Annotated in this window: 18 protein-coding genes; 12 read left to right on the top strand and 6 right to left on the bottom strand. The window is 34.2% G+C overall.

Annotation, left to right across the window (positions count from 1 at the left end):
- Positions 1-125: 125 nt before the first annotated feature.
- The 12 genes from BUC29_RS20900 (at position 126) to BUC29_RS20850 (ending at position 11,695) form a co-directional block, all read left to right on the top strand.
- The gene (locus BUC29_RS20900) at positions 126-1,103 is read left to right on the top strand and encodes a cytochrome P460 family protein (protein ID WP_073418509.1); all 978 of its coding nucleotides are present in this window, start codon (positions 126-128) and stop codon (positions 1,101-1,103) included.
- A gap of 2 nt (positions 1,104-1,105) precedes the next feature.
- The gene (locus BUC29_RS21425) at positions 1,106-1,573 is read left to right on the top strand and encodes a hypothetical protein (protein ID WP_139260590.1); all 468 of its coding nucleotides are present in this window, start codon (positions 1,106-1,108) and stop codon (positions 1,571-1,573) included.
- Positions 1,574-2,202: 629 nt separating this feature from the next.
- Positions 2,203-2,961: a LytR/AlgR family response regulator transcription factor gene (locus BUC29_RS20890; protein WP_073418505.1), complete on the top strand. Its 759-nt coding sequence runs from the start codon at positions 2,203-2,205 to the stop codon at positions 2,959-2,961.
- A gap of 32 nt (positions 2,962-2,993) precedes the next feature.
- Positions 2,994-5,288, top strand: a complete 2,295-nt coding sequence (locus BUC29_RS20885) for a PAS domain-containing sensor histidine kinase (RefSeq protein WP_073418503.1) — start codon at positions 2,994-2,996, stop codon at positions 5,286-5,288.
- The gene (locus BUC29_RS20880; protein WP_073418501.1) at positions 5,282-5,686 is read left to right on the top strand and encodes a response regulator; all 405 of its coding nucleotides are present in this window, start codon (positions 5,282-5,284) and stop codon (positions 5,684-5,686) included. Before BUC29_RS20885 ends, BUC29_RS20880 begins: the two co-directional genes overlap by 7 nt.
- A gap of 439 nt (positions 5,687-6,125) precedes the next feature.
- Positions 6,126-6,302, top strand: coding sequence for a hypothetical protein (locus tag BUC29_RS21610; RefSeq protein ID WP_167369553.1), 177 nt, complete (start codon positions 6,126-6,128; stop codon positions 6,300-6,302).
- Positions 6,303-6,348: 46 nt separating this feature from the next.
- The gene (locus tag BUC29_RS20875; protein ID WP_073418498.1) at positions 6,349-7,404 is read left to right on the top strand and encodes a T9SS type A sorting domain-containing protein; all 1,056 of its coding nucleotides are present in this window, start codon (positions 6,349-6,351) and stop codon (positions 7,402-7,404) included.
- Positions 7,405-8,119: 715 nt separating this feature from the next.
- On the top strand, positions 8,120-8,809 hold the full coding sequence (locus BUC29_RS20870) for a VIT1/CCC1 transporter family protein (protein WP_073418496.1): 690 nt from the start codon (positions 8,120-8,122) through the stop codon (positions 8,807-8,809).
- A gap of 85 nt (positions 8,810-8,894) precedes the next feature.
- Positions 8,895-9,329: a thioredoxin family protein gene (locus tag BUC29_RS20865; protein WP_073418494.1), complete on the top strand. Its 435-nt coding sequence runs from the start codon at positions 8,895-8,897 to the stop codon at positions 9,327-9,329.
- A gap of 40 nt (positions 9,330-9,369) precedes the next feature.
- Positions 9,370-10,263, top strand: coding sequence for an FAD:protein FMN transferase (locus BUC29_RS20860; RefSeq protein ID WP_073418492.1), 894 nt, complete (start codon positions 9,370-9,372; stop codon positions 10,261-10,263).
- Positions 10,260-10,493, top strand: coding sequence for a DUF4266 domain-containing protein (locus BUC29_RS20855; RefSeq protein WP_073418490.1), 234 nt, complete (start codon positions 10,260-10,262; stop codon positions 10,491-10,493). Before BUC29_RS20860 ends, BUC29_RS20855 begins: the two co-directional genes overlap by 4 nt.
- A gap of 17 nt (positions 10,494-10,510) precedes the next feature.
- The gene (locus BUC29_RS20850) at positions 10,511-11,695 is read left to right on the top strand and encodes a DUF3570 domain-containing protein (RefSeq protein ID WP_073418488.1); all 1,185 of its coding nucleotides are present in this window, start codon (positions 10,511-10,513) and stop codon (positions 11,693-11,695) included.
- A gap of 201 nt (positions 11,696-11,896) precedes the next feature.
- On the opposite strand, the gene BUC29_RS20845 is transcribed toward BUC29_RS20850, so the two are convergent.
- The 6 genes from BUC29_RS20845 to BUC29_RS21420 all read right to left on the bottom strand — a co-directional run.
- Positions 11,897-12,805, bottom strand: coding sequence for a helix-turn-helix domain-containing protein (locus BUC29_RS20845; protein ID WP_073418486.1), 909 nt, complete (start codon positions 12,803-12,805; stop codon positions 11,897-11,899).
- 184 nt (positions 12,806-12,989) lie between these two features.
- Positions 12,990-13,436, bottom strand: coding sequence for an ester cyclase (locus BUC29_RS20840; protein WP_139260588.1), 447 nt, complete (start codon positions 13,434-13,436; stop codon positions 12,990-12,992).
- Positions 13,437-13,566: 130 nt separating this feature from the next.
- A complete protein-coding gene (locus BUC29_RS20835; protein ID WP_073418482.1) occupies positions 13,567-14,331 on the bottom strand; it encodes an SDR family NAD(P)-dependent oxidoreductase in 765 nt (254 codons plus the stop codon).
- A 189-nt stretch (positions 14,332-14,520) separates the two neighbouring features.
- Positions 14,521-15,687 (bottom strand): cation:proton antiporter, encoded by a 1,167-nt coding sequence (locus tag BUC29_RS20830; RefSeq protein WP_073418480.1) that lies wholly within the window; start codon positions 15,685-15,687, stop codon positions 14,521-14,523.
- Between the two features lie 104 nt (positions 15,688-15,791).
- Positions 15,792-16,238 carry an Hsp20/alpha crystallin family protein gene (locus tag BUC29_RS20825; RefSeq protein WP_073418478.1) on the bottom strand — a complete coding sequence of 149 codons (447 nt, stop codon included), beginning with the start codon at positions 16,236-16,238 and terminating at the stop codon, positions 15,792-15,794.
- A gap of 358 nt (positions 16,239-16,596) precedes the next feature.
- On the bottom strand, positions 16,597-16,710 hold a 114-nt coding region (locus tag BUC29_RS21420; protein ID WP_244160860.1), incomplete at its 5' end, for an arginine deiminase-related protein.

Here is a 16,710-nt window from a genome sequence, read left to right as displayed (position 1 = left end):
TATTTAGCTTTTGATATTTCGGCTTCAAGGTCAAAAAATCCCCTTTGAACCAATTAAATCTTTTAAACACCTGGATTAGGCCTAATTTTGAATTGATTATTTATTACCTCTAAAAAATAAAACAAATGAAAAAAGGACTTAAAATCTTCGCAATTTTACTGGCTGCATTTATTGCTTTACAATTTTGGAAACCTGAAGAAATTGAATATAGTATACCAACAAAGGACTTACATAATGTTCCTGCAGAAGTAAATACAATTTTAAGAAACTCTTGCTTTGACTGCCACTCTAGCACAGTTAACCTTGCTTGGTTTGACAAAATAACGCCTGCAAATTTTATAGTTGCTTCTCATATTACAGATGGAAGAAAAGCGTTGAATTTTTCGGATTGGGATAAATTAGAAAAGCCAAAGCAAAATGCGACACTTTTTTATGCTTTTAATAAAATACTATCGGGTGAAATGCCGATTAAAAGTTATGCAGCCCTTCATCCTAATGCCAAATTAGATGACCGCTCTATCTCTGTTTTAAAAAATTATTTAACTACAATAGCAGTCCGAAAACCAAATCAGGAAGTACCGCCTGCTGCTGCAAAGGACGTTGAAAAAGTAATTCTGAATAAAAAAATAACAGATTATTCTAAAGTTAAACCAACACTAAATAATATTTCATACATACCCGATTTTAGAAACTGGAAAGCTGTCAGCACATCAGACCGTTTTGACAACGGCAGTATGCGTATCATTTATGGAAACGAAATCGCTGTAAAAGCTATAGCAGAACACCAGACTAATCCGTGGCCCGACGGCACAATTCTTGCCAAAACAGCCTGGAAACAAAAAACAGAAGTCGATGGAACTATATCTGCAGGAGCATTTATTCAGGTTGAATTTATGATAAAAGATGCAAAAAAATACGAAGCTACAAAAGGTTGGGGATGGGCAAGATGGAAAGGAAATGACTTAAAACCGTACGGTGATAGTGCCAACTTTGATCAGGAATGCATCTCCTGCCATAATCCGGTCAAAAACAATGATTATGTTTTTACCGCTCCTCTACATCTTGACATTAACAAATTTAATATCTACAATAAAACAAAATAATTATGAAACTACTTCACACTATCATAATCATACTTATCATTTTACTTTCGGGATGCGGCAGAAATAAAGAGAATCTCAATGAAAAAGCTTCTGTATCAACATTAGATAAGCTATCAGAAAATCCTTTATTACTATCACCAATTACATTTTCAATTAATCCTAGTAAAGCCACTATGTCCACATTATATGGAAATAAAATTGCTTTTCAGCATGCAAAAACAAAAGCAGACAGCTCTTATCCTGAAGGAGCTGTTTTATATGAGGTTACCTGGAAACAAAAAGCAGATTCTCTCTGGTATGGTGCTAATATTCCCGATCAGATTATTAGTATAGAAAAAGTACAGTTTACACGAAACACGGTTCCGAAATATGAATTATATGGCGGACATCCTTTAAAAAAAGTATCTTCTAACAATCAAAATGCAAGAATAGCTCTTATTATTTCAAAACGTATAGCTGTTACACCATGAAATTATGAGACTTGATCAAAAAATCAGGCAGTTAAAATTAGCTGATGAATCAGCAGGAAAGAATGGTATGAAATTTCGGGAAGCAGCTAAATTTCACTTTAATATGCAGTATCTAATAAAATGGGATATTCTTACGCTCTAAACAAGAAAAAAGAAAATATACCCGGAAAATTTTAATTAAAGAGACAATAGTGCTATAAGTGGGGTATTCTATCCTATAACTATTTGACCACATGTATCTTATTTTTGCAAAGAAAAAGAAAAGTTAAAAAACTATTAGATTTTCTTTTAAACTCTCAATTTCAATAAACACAATATCTAATCTCGAACGGAAATTACTAAAAAATAAGAGCTTTTTCCGGTCATATGAGATTTGTGCAACTATTTTACAATATAGAAAGAGCAGCGGTACACGAATGCTGTAAATGTAAACACTTATACTACTTTTTTGATCATTTATTACTTTTCGATAAATAGCATACCCAAATTTTAAAAGTATATCTTAATGTTTCTGTAATTTATGTTCTAAAATACAACATTCTTTATACAATTAAAAAAACAGATAATCAATATCTTAAAACCAGGTGTAAGAGCTAAATTTTTGAATTGATTAGTAAAAGCAAAAAAATATGAATCCTATAAATGCCATAATCATCTCTGAAGAAAAAGAGACTTTTCAAATCTTGAAAAAATTTGAGGAAGAAAATTCTATGATTTTGGAGATAATTGGTAACGCTAAATGTATAAAAGAAGGATTGACTTTAATAAAATCAAAAAAACCGGACCTTATCCTGTTAGACATTATTTTTAAAGATAATCTATTTTTTGAAATGCTTGAACAATTAGATTTTAGCATTCCAAAACTTGTATTTATATCAGCAAATAAGGATTATGCTGTTAAAGCTTTTAAACATGATGCAATTGATTTTTTACTAAAACCAATTGATTTTAACTCCATAATAATGGCTGTTTATAAAGTAATTAAAAGAAGAGAAATGGAGCATTCTTATCAACATCAAAAAATTAACAATATAAATATTTTAAACACAGCTCATAAAAATGACTATGTTGCCGTTGCATCTTTAGAAAAAATAGAACTCATACCAATGTCGGAAATTATTTTTTGCAAGGCAGATGGAAAATATACCGTTTTTATCCTGTCTAACGGAACCAGGATAATGTCAAGCAGAAATCTGGGTGAATACATTAACATTCTTGATAACAATTATTTTTTTAGAATACATCATTCCTATATTATTAATCTTCGTCATATTATTAAAATTTCGAAAAAAGACGGCTACTTCTGCGAACTTTCTAATGGAGCAATTTTACCAGTTGCCAAAAGAAGACAAGATGATTTTAACAAATTTATTAAACTCAAAGATTAAAAAAAGATAAGTAACCTTCAACTACCAGCAAAATGAACATTCATCATATTTCAGAAAGCAAAACGACAAAAGAAAAAAATGATAATACCTCTTATCATTTTGATGAAACGTTACATGACCCTGGTAAAATTTTAGATTATTTAATGGATCTGATTTGTTCTTGCGATGAAGAAGGAAGATTTGTATGGGTAAATAAAGCTTCAGAATCTATTTTAGGCTATAAACCTGAAGAGTTAATTGGTAAAAAATACAGTGATTTCATATTTTATGAGCATGCTGCTATTCTTAATGAAAAATTTGATTGCAAGACACATACCTCTATATTCGAAAAAAAGTTCATACATAAAAATAGAAATATAATTTATCTGCAATGGTCTGCTGTATGGGATGATACCAAAAAATTATGCTATTGTATAGGCAGGGATATTACTGAGAAAAAAAATATAGAAAAAGGATTTGAAACTGAAAGACTACAATTCTTTAATATTTATGCACAGGCGCCTTCATATATGGCAGTCTTAAAAGGTAATGACCATGTTTATGAATTGGCAAATGAACTTTATTTGCAATTAATTGATAAGATTGATATTATTGGGAAACCCGTAAAAGAAGTTTTACCGGAACTTGAACCGCAGGGGATTTTTGAAATTTTAGATAATGTATATCAAACAGGTGAAAGTTTTTCAGCCAATGAAATGCTCATAAAATTTGATGGACATAGCAGCGGAAAACTAAAAGATGTTTATCTAAATTTTATTTTTCAAGCACGCAGGGATGCCAATAATGAAATTGACGGAATACTTATTTTTGGGAATGATGTTACAGAGCAGGTTCTATCCCGAAAAAAAATTGAAGAAAGCGAAAAAATGTATAGAGATCTTATTCATAAACTTCCGGTTCCTACCTATTGCTGTGATTCTGAAGGACAAATTGTACTCTATAATAAAGCAGCAGCTGAACTATGGGGCAGAGAACCTGAACTAGGTAAAGATTTATGGTATAATTCCTGGAATATTAATGATAATAAAAATAAGCACTCTAAGCCTCTGGATTTATGTTCGTTGGCTACAGCGTTAAAAGAAGGTGATCCGATCCTTACCAGTGAAATACTTATAGAACGCCCCAATGGAGACAAACGCAATGTATTACCTTATCCCGTTCCGTTTCACGATACTGATGGTGAGATAACAGGAGCGGTTATTGTACTCTCAGATATTACAGAAATGAAACTGGCACAAAAAGAGTTAAAAAAAAGTGAGAAAAAATACAGGTATCTTTTTGACAACAATCCAATGCCAATGCGGATTATTGATTTACTGTCTTTTAACTTTCTTGATGTAAATAAAATGGCAATTCTGCAATACGGATATAGTCGTGAAGAATTTCTTTCTATGACTGCTTTGGACATAAGGCCTAATGATGATAAAATTCATTTCATTAAATCGAGCGATACTTCTAAGATTGATAGATCAAATTATAATAGAGGAATATGGAATCATATAAAGAAAGATGGAACTATTGTTCCAGTTGAAATTATAGCCCATAATATTGTATATGAAGGAAACGAAGCGAGATTAATTCTTTCTAACGACATCTCTGATCGTAAAAAAGCAGAAACAAATCTGGAAAAAAGAAACAGAGAACTTATCAAAACAAATTCGGAACTGGATCGATTTGTGTACAGTGTATCGCACGATCTGCGTTCTCCCCTAACTTCTATTCTTGGTCTTATTTCTTTTATTGAAACAGAAAGCAGGGAAATTGATACTCTTAAACATGCAGAACTGATAAAAATAAGTATCAATCGTCTTGATGATTTTATAAAAAACATTCTAAACTATTCTCGAAATAACCGTACAGGACTTGAGGTGGAACAGATCCCGGTAAATGAAATGATACTTGACATAGTGGATTCTCTTCAAAAAATGAAAGACGCAAATGGTATTCGTTTTGAAATTGAAATAAAGGAACAAAACCCTTTTTATACAGACAGGCTGCGATTTACAACCATTCTAAAAAATCTAATTTCCAATGCCATAAAATACCATAAAAAAGAGGAAGCTGACAAATTTGTAAAAATATTTGGATATTCAGATCATGAAAATCTTCAGTTTTCAATAGTTGATAACGGAGTAGGAATAGATCCGGCGTATCATCAAAAAATATTTGAAATGTTTTTTCGCCTTTCGGGCAAAGATGGTTCAGGTATTGGGTTATATATCGTAAAAGATGCCATAGAAATATTGCAGGGCAGCATAGAGGTACAGTCAGATAAAGGAACTGGAACCAAATTTAATATCACTTTAAAAAATTTGAAATCATGTTAAAAGAACTTGACCCAAAATTTGAAACTGTTATGATTATTGATGATAACCTGGTAGATTTATATATTATCTCACGTATGATCACTCAGAATAACTTTGGAAAAAATGTGCTGCATTATACAGAGGCGCAAGAAGCTATAAAATATCTTCAGGAAAATCAGGATAACATTTCAAAATTACCCCAAATAATTTTTGTAGACATCTACATGCCTTTAATGTCTGGATTTGAATTTCTGGAAACATACGATGCTTTATCAACTAATTTGAAAAATTATTGCAAAACCTACATTATATCATCAACAATCGATAATGATGATATCGCACGATCAAGCAGTAATAAGAATGTGGTTTCCTTTCATGTTAAACCGATTACCAAAGAATTTCTTGACCGAATTATTTAGGCAGTTATAAATATTATTTCCAAATAAATTAAATCAAATTTTATACTTCACCATTAAATGGCAATGCTGCAGTAATTTCAAAAGTTACTATAATTGTTATTTTTGACTTTAAACAACATCACCTCATCTCACAGGTTTTAATTCTTATAAACTTCATCTGTAAATTAAGATATCACAATTTAGCAGAATTTAAAACTCCGGTTCATCTGTTTTGTCTGTATATAATGAACCATAAATCAAAATGTATTCTTTTTTCAAAACGCATTATAATCACTTTAACCGGTAGTATTAGTTTGCCTTTCTTCTACTTTCATCCCCATTGATTTCGTGCAATAAACGATTATACCATATAACTGTCGGTTATTACTTCCCCCTTTTAATTTAAAAGGTATTCCTATTAATTTGCATACATGCGCTTAATTAACTACTATTCTTAATTATGAAAAAACCAGATTTCTATTTAATTTTTCTTATTCCGATAATAGCCCGATCAACAAATCCAAATCCTCTTGTTTTAGACAATAAACAAGCTGCAGCTTCCCATGGATTTAATGCTTTTTACAATTTTACAGCAGATGTCATATTTGACAGCTATACTATTTTTAAAATGAAATAGATTTTAAATTAAAAAACGGACTGAAATATTATAAAAACCAAGAAATATGAAAAAAACTTTACTTTTACTATCTGTCTTACTTTCTTTTCAAAGTTTTTCGCAAATTGGTGCCAATTCAACTGTGTATTTTAAGAATCAGTTATTTTATGCAGACCAAAATATAAATTTGGCTTCCAGCTTCAATTGGCGCTTACCTGTTGGTAATAATTCAGTATTTACAAAATATTTTCAAATTGGTGAGGGCTTTTTAATAAACGGAGCTTCCAACGGAGTTGTTACATTTACAAATTTCCATCCTATCTTTTATACAGAATACATTAGTTTATCTCAATTCGAAAAACCAGTTCAAAAAACAACTGCCAAAACAAATAATCCGAATGAAGGAGGTTATGATGGACCGCCGCCACCGCCGCCTCTAATACCCTATTTTAAGCTAAATACAACTATAGACGGTGAGTTTACAAGACAGCTTAAATTAATTTTTGTTTCTGAAGCAACAGACGGTGTTGATAAAGATATTGATACAAATATGAATGAGGATCTTTCTGATGATATTGCATTTTGGATTGAAAATGGCGATTACGTAATTCAGGGACTTAATTTCAATTTATCTAAAAAAATTCCACTCTCTGTAAAAGCTGCAGTAAGTAGGAAATTCAAATTTTATATCTCTGAAACAGACGGTATTGATGATGCACAGCCAATTTATATATATGATGCGCTTGATAGGTCTTACCATAATATTAGAAACACACCGTATGAAGCTGTAGTTGATTCAGGAAAAGATACAGAGCGATTTAAAATAACTTTTACTCAGGAAACATTAGTAACCAATAATGCAGTGCGAAGTAATTTTTTTATTAGTCAGGACAATAAAAACCAGGTTTTAAATGCCACAAATCTTAATAATGCGATTATGAAATCTTTTAAGCTATATAATATTCTTGGAAAAGTAGTGATTTCAAAAGATAATTTAGGTGCCGAACAATACTTTAGTTTTCCAACTTCAGGACTGAGTGCCGGAATATACATCGCAACATTTACGACGGCTGATAGTGAAAAAATTACTCGAAAAGTGATTATTTCTAATTCTGGTTACTAATACATTATCATTCCTTACAGATAACTTACATCTTTGATTTCCAGACTTTTATTTCCATTATTTATTATCTTTCGAATATCAACAACACATCTGTAATAACCACATAGTCTAATTTGACTCCATTTTTTTCAATTTAAGACATTTTAAAAATAAAAAACAGCCCGAAAGCTGTCTTAACTTTATGCGATATTACTATAAATCTTAAATTGCTGTTGAAAGACATACTTCGTTTAAGTAATCCATAAATGTTATAAGAATTGGAAACTTCTTTTTATGCATATAATATACTTCTTACATCAAAAACAAAATTGAATAAAAAGTACATAAAAAATGATCCGTATCAATCTAAAAAATTACCTGAATTATAAACGCATCCAAAATTTAGAATCATTCTAACACCCTATATTTCATTAACGGCAAAAAAAATAATGTAATTTTAATTGGTTTTTAAGCAGATTTCAATGCAATGAATATTAAAAACGAAAAGGTACTTCTGTTTTAAATATATTAAAGAAATACTATTATTCTATTTACAGAATTTCCTTTTTAACATCTCAATGCGCAGCAGATTCATATTTATGATTTTTACGAATAGAAAAGCTAAAACCAAAAATAGACCACAATTTCAAATTAGGGAATTACTAAAACTAATTTTGGAAGAGTGCAGAAAAAACACCGGAAATCCCGAATAGATTAAATCATTATAATTTAAACTATGCACACTGAGAACCATTACATCAACAGAAGCGGCTGGCTAAGAGCAGCAGTTCTTGGCGCAAATGACGGAATTCTTTCTACAACAAGTTTAGCCATTGGTGTTGCAGCTGCCAGCGTAACAAGAGAACCTATTTTACTTGCTGCCCTTGCAGGATTGGCTGCTGGAGCTCTTTCGATGGCTGCAGGAGAGTATGTATCAGTAAGTTCACAATCAGATGTAGAATCTGCTGATCTAAAAAGAGAAAAATACGCACTCCAAACCATGCCCGAAGAGGAGCTGGAAGAATTAACAGACATCTATATAAAAAGAGGCTTAAATAAAGAACTTGCTTATCAGGTTGCAGTAGAATTAACTGCCCATAACGCACTTGAAACCCATGCAAGAGACGAGCTTGGAATTAATGAAATTACCCGCGCAAATCCTTTAATGGCTGCCTTTGCTTCTGCAGTATCATTTATAGCCGGAGGATTGCTTCCCTTGTTGATTGCTATTTTTGCACCCATTAAAGATATGGTATTTTATCAATATGGTTTTTCGATACTTTTTTTGGCATTTTCAGGAATTTTAGCAGCTAAAGCAGGAGGGTCAAATGTCCTGAAGGCTGTTTTGCGCATCTGTATCTGGGGCACTTTTGCAATGGCAGTATCAGCGTTGGTCGGATACATTTTTGGAGTTCAGAGTGCTTAGAAAATTAATCTAATCTTAAGCAAACCGGAAAAATAAGATCCAAAGCAATTCGTTATTTCGTATATATCCAAAAACAGACCGCAAAATGAAACTAATTACATTATTCCTTTTACTGGCATTACTGCCTATTAACTGGGAACCTGACTTTAATAATGCAAAAAAAACGGCAAAGGAAAAAAATGAATTAATTCTTCTGAATTTCTCCGGTTCAGACTGGTGCGGGCCTTGCATCGTTTTGCGCAGAGACTATTTTGAGAGTGAAGTTTTCACCGCTATGGCAAATGAAAATTTAGTGCTGGTTAATGCCGATTTTCCAAGAAAAAAGAAAAATATTGGAACTGCACAACAAGTAAAACGAAACGAGGATTTAGCCGAAATATATAATAAGGAAGGAAGTTTCCCTTTGACACTTCTTCTTGATTCTGATGGTAAAGTAATTAAAACCTGGCACGGAAAACCGGAATCTTCACCTGAACAATGGACAGCCGAAATAAAAGCAATCTGTGAAAGCCGAAAATAGCATTGGCAAAAGCCATAAATACTCTCATTCCCTAAAACTAATGGGAAACAACTTTACCATTACAGTTGTTGCCCGCGATGAAAAAACGGCAAATGCAAATATCAATCTGGCCGTTGAAGAAATCAGGCGTATTGAAAAACTCCTGACAACTTACAAAGAAGACAGCCAGACTAATCAGATTAATGCTAACGCTGGAATAAAACCTGTCAAGGTAGATCTCGAAGTTTTTAGCCTTATTGAAAGAAGTATCGGAATTTCGAGAATTACGCAAGGCGCATTTGATATTTCTTATGGAAGCATCGACAAAAGTCTTTGGAACTTTGACAAAGCCATGACCAGACTGCCAGATGTTGCAACAGCTTTAAAAATGGTCCATCTTATTGATTATCGTAATATTATACTTGACAGGGAAAATACAACAGTATTTCTAAAGGAAAAAGGAATGAGGATTGGTTTTGGCGGCATTGGAAAAGGATATGCTGCTGAAATGGCAAAACAGGTTCTGCTTAAAAACAATGTTCAAAGCGGCATCATTAATGCCAGCGGTGATCTATCTGCCTGGGGACTCCAGCCGGATGGCAGGAAATGGACCATTGGAGTAGCAGATCCGGACTCTCCAAATGCTGCTTTCTCTTACATGGAAATATCCAACAAAGCAGTGGCAACTTCGGGAAATTATGAAAAGTTCATAACCATTGACGGTAAAAAATATTCACATACAATTGACCCAAAAACAGGTCTTCCTATAACCGGAATCAAAAGCGTGACCATTATAGCTTCAAACGCAGAATTTGCAGATGCTATGGCTACACCTATAGCCGTTATGGGTATTAGAGCAGGCTTGTTTTTAATTGATCAGATACCCGATTTATACTGTATTATAATTGATGACAGCAATAAAATTTACACATCCAAAAACATACGCCTGAAATGAAAAAGCCAACGCAAAAAAATCTTGTATTGTTATGCAGTACTGCTCTCGCCAGCCTGCTGTTTAACTCTTGTACTACGGTTAAGGAATACCAGAAAGGAAAACTCAACGATTCTGAAATGGTGCTTTCCAACAGGAAAATCGAAAAAACTGAACTTAGTTTTCAATCCTACCGTGAAGGAGCTTCCGGAGCAAATTCAGGAAAAAGCGGCGGAGGCTGCGGCTGCAACTAATTTTTATATTTTTAAAAATGAAAAGAGTATTTCTTACAGGTGCTGCTCTACTGGCATTGTTCCAGTCAAGAGCACAGGATGTACCAACTGATTCCACAAGCTACAAAAGCCGAAAATTAAAACTGGAAGAAGTCAATTTAGTGTCAAGCTATTATAAACAAGATGGAAACAATTCTGCCGTTACAGGAGGAATCGGTAGTGAGCACCTTACTGATATTGCCAATACAATAGATGTTAGGCTGATAAAATACGGTGAAACTGGAATCAAACATACTTTTGATATTGAAGCAGGAATTGATCACTATACCTCTGCCTCGTCAGATATGATTGATTTAAGCGCCAATTCATCAGCTTCTTCTTCAGACAATCGTTTTTATCCTTCACTTACTTATTTAAGAGAGAATGAAGAGAAAGGCAGAGCTTATGCTATCGGGCTTTCATCTTCAACCGAATTTGATTATCAGTCTTTTGGAGGAAATATATCCTTCTCTCAGAAAACAAGAAATAAAAATGGAGAATTTACAGCCAAGTTCCAGACCTTTATAGATCAGTTAAAACTGATTGAGCCGGTTGAGCTTCGTCCATCAGGAAGTGAAGGATATGGTAGTGCCAGCCGAAATACTTTTGCAGGAACTTTAAGCTATTCTCAGGTTATCAATAAAAATCTCCAGATAATGCTGGTTGGAGATATAATCAGCCAAAACGGTTATTTAAGTCTTCCATTTCACAGAGTCTACTTTGCAGATGGCTCCGTACATCAGGAGAAAATGCCCGACACAAGACTTAAAATTCCGTTGGGAATCAGAGCAAGCTATTTCTTGGGTGATAATTTGATTATTAGGGCATATTATCGATATTATACTGATGACTGGAGTCTGAAAGCTCATACAGCAGATTTGGAAATTCCTGTAAAGCTTACACAGGCTTTTTCGTTAAGTCCTTTTTACAGATATTACACCCAGAGCGGAACAAAGTATTTTAAGCCTTATGAAGAACATACTGCTGCTGACGAATTTTACACCAGCAATTATGATTTGTCTAAGTTTGACAGCAGTTTCTTTGGAATGGGAATGAAATTCACGCCGCCAAATGGTATTTTTGGTCTTAAACACTGGAATACTTTAGAGATTCGCTATGGCCATTATACCAGAACCACCAATATGACTTCGGATATTATTAGCATTAATATAAAGTACAGATAAATGCAGTAAACTATGCTCTTACGATTTTGAAAGAACATTCTATCGATACAGTTTTTTAATAAAAAGGGTAAAACAAATATGGTAAAACCTGCAAATCTTAGAATTTGCAGGTTTTTTGTTTTTATACTGCTTTCATTAGCAATTAAGACTCCGTGAATTGTTACCTAGCAATATCTGCAATTTTTTTACAGAGTGAAAAACTTAATTGAAACTTGCCCTGAATTCTAATGGGCTTAGATTCGTTTTCGTTTTAAAAAGCTTGCTGAATGACTGTGGATGTTCAAAACCAAGTTGGTAAGCAATTTCACTCACCGATAAATTTGTAGTAGAGAGTTTCTCCTTTGCCTTTTCTATTAATTTGTTGTGAATATGCTGCTGTGTGTTCTGGCCTGTATGTATTTTAAGTAAGCTGCTTAAATAATCAGGAGAAACATTCAGTGCATCGGCAACAAACCGAACTGAAAGCAGGCTTTTCTCTGCAGTATTTTTATCATTAAAATAATCATTTAAAAGATCTTCTACTTTTGAAAGCATTTGATGGTTACTGATCTTTCTCGTAAGAAACTGACGATTGTAGAATCTATCACAATACTTAAGCAGGAGTTCAATTTGAGCAATGATCAGATCCTGGCTGAATCTATCAATATTAGTGTGGTATTCCTGTCTGATATTCTCAAAAATATTGGTAATAATGCCTTCCTCTTTTTCTGAGAGAAACAAAGCTTCATTGATTGCATAGTCAAAAAAGGCATATTGTTTAATTGTTTTTGCCAGAGGTGAGTTCCAAAAAAAATCCGGATGAATCTGAAGCAGATAACCAGAACGATTACCTGATGCATCAGGATCAATTTCAATTCTCAAAACCTGACCTGGAGCAATGAACGACATTAATCCCTGATCAAAATCATATACCTGCTGGCCGTAATACAATTTACCGCCAATATCCCGTTTCAATGCAATTGAATAAAATTCCATTACAACATTTACCGGTCCTTCGTCAGGAAATTTTACTTTCGAATAATCAATCAGACTTATTAACGGATGCTCCGGGTTAGAAACACCTCTAAACCGATGAAATTCTGTAATGGATTTTATTCTTAACAATTTCATATACAAATATCTAAATTATTTATTTAACCAGTTGTAAAATATTTTATTATAAAATGGGAGAATTGATAGAACATGATCGGAACGACAATCAATGTTAAAAGCAATGTACGCAACATTAACGGAATTTCAGTTAAGCATTCAGTTGTTAAAAGCATATTCCGTTTTAAAATCTGGGATTTAGTTTTTATTGTTGTGATGCTTCCTGGCCGTTTGTCTGCCAAAGGCCGCTTTGTACCAATAGTCCGAACCAATCTTCCAAATGCCAGGTATGTGTCAGTTTTCCATCTTTTAAATGATGAAATTCGTGCAGTGCCAGTGATACTTTCTTTCCTGTAGGTGCAATCCCCAGTACTTCATTTGAATGTGTAAATTCAATTGACGCCCTTACCGCTGCACGCTCATGTGTTCCCATAATTTCGTGGATAACTATCTCTATATCCGGAAATAATACAAATAAATGTTTCATTATCTGCTGCAGGCCTTTTGAGTTATCCTCCTGTCCCGGCGCCAATGGAATGTCTTTCCAGTTTGGTGAACATACTTTATCTAATAATTCTGGCTGTTTATCTTTCCAGGCAAAATAAAATTTTTCAATAGCTTGAATTTCTTTATCTGTAAGCCCTTCTACCATTTTCGGTGCTTTTTTTATATTACTCATTTCATAATTGTGTTAAGGTATTTTATACTTGTGAAGTTCTTAAGTAATTTTATTTCTAAGACTCAGTAATTAATTATAATACTGAGCCTTAAGACCATAAATTTTACAAATTAGAACCTCCGGATATTTCTATACGCTGAGCATTGATCCAGCCTGCTTCATCTGTACACAAAAAAGCAACAACTCCACCAATATCTTCCGGAAGACCTACTCTTCCTAAAGCCGTCTGAGAAGCTAAATATTGGTTCATCTCAGCATTATCACGAACTGCGCCGCCCATGATATCAGTTTCAATAGCCCCGGGTGCTATAGAATTTACTCTTATTCTTCTATCTCCCAGTTCTTTTGCCAGATATTTTGTAAGTGTTTCCATTCCGCCTTTAAATGAAGCATAAGCCGAAAATCCGGGAGTAGCAAATCGGGTAAGCCCCGAAGAGACGTTTACAATACCTCCATTGGCATTAAATAACGGCAAAAGTTTTTGAGTTAAAAAAAAGGGTCCCTTAAAATGGACATTTTCCATTTCTGTGAATTGGGTTTCAGTGATTTCTGCAAAATTTGCATAGTGGATAAAACCGGCATTATTGATAAGAAAATCAATTTTATCCGTCTTAAAATGATTAGAAAGCGTTTCGGAAAGTGTCTTTCTAAATAAATCGAAACTCGAAGTATCTGATACATCCAATTTTAAAGCTACTCCTATTTGTCCGATCTGCTCAATTTGTTTTACAACATTTTGCGCCTCTTCTTTTTGGCTGTTATACGTTAAAACCACATTAAGCCCTTTTTTTGCAAGATTGAGAGCCATATCTTTTCCAAGACCACGGCTTCCTCCTGTAACTACAGCAATTTTATTTTCTACTGACATGTATTTTATATTTAATATTATGAAGCAAAATTGAGAAGATACAGGAAAGGTAAAGTAGTCAAATCCGTAATTTACGTAGCCAAAAATCCCATCAATATTCAGTCTTGAAAATAGATTTGATTTTGACATTGCTAATAGGCAAATTCAGTATTAAAAAAACAATAAAAAAAGAGAGTGTCTGATTTTCTTTCACTCTCTTTTAATTAAAACCCTAATCTCGACGTTCTGTATGATCGCAATCCATATTGTGGCAAAAATCATGGTGAGGGCAATGATGGCAAGTGTAACCTGATAGATATAACTGCCTACGAGTTTTAGATCGAATGCCATGGTCATAAGTACAAAACTGAATTCTCCAATCTGAGAAAGCAGTGCACCTGCATATACACTATCTCGCCAGCTGTGTCCCGTAGCCCGGAAAACTATAGCATTGATAAGGCTGTTGATAACCAGTACTGACAAAGCCATAAAAAGTATTGTGTTGATGTTTTCTATAATAAAGGCCAGCTGTATCTGCAGCCCTATCGAAATAAAGAAAAATGCGAGAAAGAATACTCTAAAAGGCACGAGCGACCTGTCGAGCCAGCGTGTAGCCTTATCCTGTCCTATTACAATTCCGGCTGTAAATGCACCAAAGGCAGCCGAAAGTCCAAACCAATGCGTTATCCATGCCATACCAAAACAAAGTGCAAACCCTATGAACACCTGCAGGTCGTGGTCGGCAAGAATGTCTTTTGTAAACGGAATTCTAAAGAGGTTTTTCATAAAGGCAGCCCTCAGGAAAACCACGATGACCAAAGCTCCCAGACTAACCTTAATAAGCTCGGAAGGTTCAACCGAACCGCGTGCCATAAAATTCAGTGTAAGCATCATAGGAACTATAAGTATGTCCTGTATAAGCAGTACTCCGCAGGTAATAAGCCCCAGTGAGGAATTGATTTCTCCATTGCGTGAAAGATACTGGAATATGATGGCCGAACTGCTCAAACTGATAATCGATCCCGTTAGCATGATAGTAGTATACGACCAGTTTAGGTAATATCCAATACCCCACATGAGGCCGAGACTTAGTAGTAACTGAGTAAGTGCTGCCAGCAGCGGCTTCATAAAATTCTTGGCCAGACTGGGCAGGTTGATTTCTGCTCCAATAAAGAACATTAGTAATATAATGCCCAATTCGCCGAGCTGTTCTATAGCTTCGCCTGTGCCGATGATACCTAAAACCTCGGGTCCCAGCAGCACTCCTGACAGCATATAGGCAATAAAATAAGGCTGTTTCAATTTCCTTAGCAGCAGGATAAGGAGCAATATAACAAAAGACAATATAACAATACCAGTGAATATTTTTGAAGTCATACGTACAGGAGTCAGTTAATAAAAAAGGCTGTCCTGCAATTGCGGGACAGCCTTCGTTAGTCAAGAAAATGAAGTAAATTCGAAACTATCAGATTAAATATAGGTTATGCAATCTCAATCAGTCTCGGTGCTTTTCTTTTGGCCTCTTCCCTTTTCGGAATAGTAATATGAAGCAGCCCGTTTTCATAATGGGCATTGATGTTATCTTCATCCACAACCTGCTTAGGAAGCTCAAAGCTGCGCTGGAATGACTGGTAGCTGAATTCGCGGCGCGTGTAGTTGTCTTGTTTGCTTTGGGAACTATTTTGTCTAACCGAAGAAATGGTTAGCAGAGTACCGTCAAGCGTAATGTTAAAATCCTGTTTTTCCATACCCGGAGCTGCCACTTCGACTTCGAAAGATTCATCGCTTTCTTTAATGTTTACAGACGGAATGGTTGTACTGGTGGACGAGAAATTAGTGTTTCCCCAGTTAAAAAGCTCGCGGGTGAACAGATCATCAAATCCCGGAAATGCAGGGAGCATACTCCCATTTCTTTTCATTAGTGTCATAATACTTACTTTTTAAATAGTTATACAATAATTAAAGGATAATAGGGCTAAATAACCACTACGACAAACTACTAAACAAACAAAATGCCACGACCAGAAAATGACATTTTTTCGCCTAATAAATGAAAAATTGACATTATCAAAAATGAAATTTTGACAGTTTTTACATCTGTTTTATCAGTGTCGGGGATTTTACAATACATTAATTAACTGACAACAATTGTCCGTGGTTTGTCAAATTTGCCAGTTAATACGCAGAATCCTTGTTGAATAGGTAACTGTAGATTCTTTTTCTACTTTTTTATTTTTTATTAGCGTGAAACTTCTAATTGACGAATTAAATAGCATAAACAATATTTTATCTAATGCTGCTCTTGGGCAAAAATACTTCTGCCATCATACATCTGGCACTTCCGCCCCCGCAGGCTTCGATTGTATCCAAACTTGAACTTAAAATCTCAGCGTGTTTTTC

Source organism: Flavobacterium defluvii (assembly GCF_900129555.1).
GTDB classification, from domain to species: Bacteria; Bacteroidota; Bacteroidia; order Flavobacteriales; family Flavobacteriaceae; genus Flavobacterium; species Flavobacterium defluvii.
The sequence above is the reverse complement of the archived record's forward strand: the minus strand, read 5'-3'. Positions and strand labels throughout refer to the sequence as shown.

What these genes read in the sequence shown, in the direction of transcription:
- BUC29_RS20890 (WP_073418505.1), top strand. Translation starts at nt 2,203, where the DNA reads ATGAATCCTATAAATGCCATAATCATCTCTGAAGAAAAAGAGACTTTT.
- BUC29_RS20850 (WP_073418488.1), top strand. Translation starts at nt 10,511, where the DNA reads ATGAAAAGAGTATTTCTTACAGGTGCTGCTCTACTGGCATTGTTCCAG.
- BUC29_RS20840 (WP_139260588.1), bottom strand. Translation starts at nt 13,436, where the DNA reads ATGGTAGAAGGGCTTACAGATAAAGAAATTCAAGCTATTGAAAAATTT.
- BUC29_RS20845 (WP_073418486.1), bottom strand. Translation starts at nt 12,805, where the DNA reads ATGAAATTGTTAAGAATAAAATCCATTACAGAATTTCATCGGTTTAGA.
- BUC29_RS20865 (WP_073418494.1), top strand. Translation starts at nt 8,895, where the DNA reads ATGAAACTAATTACATTATTCCTTTTACTGGCATTACTGCCTATTAAC.
- BUC29_RS20880 (WP_073418501.1), top strand. Translation starts at nt 5,282, where the DNA reads ATGTTAAAAGAACTTGACCCAAAATTTGAAACTGTTATGATTATTGAT.
- BUC29_RS20835 (WP_073418482.1), bottom strand. Translation starts at nt 14,331, where the DNA reads ATGTCAGTAGAAAATAAAATTGCTGTAGTTACAGGAGGAAGCCGTGGT.
- BUC29_RS20875 (WP_073418498.1), top strand. Translation starts at nt 6,349, where the DNA reads ATGAAAAAAACTTTACTTTTACTATCTGTCTTACTTTCTTTTCAAAGT.
- BUC29_RS21425 (WP_139260590.1), top strand. Translation starts at nt 1,106, where the DNA reads ATGAAACTACTTCACACTATCATAATCATACTTATCATTTTACTTTCG.
- BUC29_RS20855 (WP_073418490.1), top strand. Translation starts at nt 10,260, where the DNA reads ATGAAAAAGCCAACGCAAAAAAATCTTGTATTGTTATGCAGTACTGCT.
- BUC29_RS21610 (WP_167369553.1), top strand. Translation starts at nt 6,126, where the DNA reads ATGAAAAAACCAGATTTCTATTTAATTTTTCTTATTCCGATAATAGCC.
- BUC29_RS20860 (WP_073418492.1), top strand. Translation starts at nt 9,370, where the DNA reads ATGGGAAACAACTTTACCATTACAGTTGTTGCCCGCGATGAAAAAACG.
- BUC29_RS20900 (WP_073418509.1), top strand. Translation starts at nt 126, where the DNA reads ATGAAAAAAGGACTTAAAATCTTCGCAATTTTACTGGCTGCATTTATT.
- BUC29_RS20870 (WP_073418496.1), top strand. Translation starts at nt 8,120, where the DNA reads ATGCACACTGAGAACCATTACATCAACAGAAGCGGCTGGCTAAGAGCA.
- BUC29_RS20825 (WP_073418478.1), bottom strand. Translation starts at nt 16,238, where the DNA reads ATGACACTAATGAAAAGAAATGGGAGTATGCTCCCTGCATTTCCGGGA.
- BUC29_RS20830 (WP_073418480.1), bottom strand. Translation starts at nt 15,687, where the DNA reads ATGACTTCAAAAATATTCACTGGTATTGTTATATTGTCTTTTGTTATA.
- BUC29_RS20885 (WP_073418503.1), top strand. Translation starts at nt 2,994, where the DNA reads ATGAACATTCATCATATTTCAGAAAGCAAAACGACAAAAGAAAAAAAT.